The sequence below is a fragment of the Streptomyces odontomachi genome, from assembly GCF_024435355.1.
Classification (GTDB): Bacteria; Actinomycetota; Actinomycetes; order Streptomycetales; family Streptomycetaceae; genus Streptomyces; species Streptomyces odontomachi.
In genome coordinates, this window is record NZ_JAMJWG010000088.1 from 1 (window position 1) to 721 (window position 721).

At 69.8% G+C, this 721-nt stretch carries 1 protein-coding gene; it reads left to right on the forward strand.

Annotated features, from left to right (window positions below; translation table 11 throughout):
* Positions 1-721: S8 family serine peptidase (locus NQO67_RS43495; protein WP_255956196.1), on the forward strand; the 721-nt coding region annotated here is incomplete at both ends.

Here is a 721-nt window from a genome sequence, read left to right on the forward strand (position 1 = left end):
GGCATGGCGCCCCGCCGACGGCGAGAGCCCACACGGCACCCACGTCGCCGGCGAGATAGCAGCAGCCAAGAACGGCATCGGAATGGCCGGGGTCGCCCCGGGCGTGAAGGTGGCCGGCATCAAGGTCGCGAACCCGCAGGGCTTCTTCTACACCGAGGCGGTCGTCTGCGGCTTCGTCTGGGCCGCCGAGCACGGCGTGGACGTCACCAACAACAGCTATTACACCGACCCGTGGTACTTCAACTGCGCCGACGACCCGGACCAGAAGGCGCTGGCCGACGCCATCACCCGGGCCTCGCAGTACGCGGAGAAGAAGGGCACGGTCAACGTCGCGGCGGCCGGCAACGAGTCGTACGACCTCGCTTCCGGCCACCTCACCGACCTGGCCAGCCCGAACGACACCAGGCCGTACCCCCGCGAGATCGACCCGTCCATCTGCAACGACATCCCCACCGAGCTGCCGGGCGTCGTGACGGTGGCGGCCACCGGCGCCAAGGGCCTGAAGTCGTCGTACTCCAACTACGGACTCGGCACCATCGACATCGCCGCGCCCGGCGGCGACGCCACGTCCTACCAGCCCCCCGCCCCGCCCGCGACCAACGGCTCCATCCTCGGTACCCTGCCGGGCGGCACCTGGGGCTACATGTCCGGTACGTCGATGGCGACACCGCACGTCGTGGGTGTTGCGGCACTCATCAAGTCGACCCACCCGCATGCCACG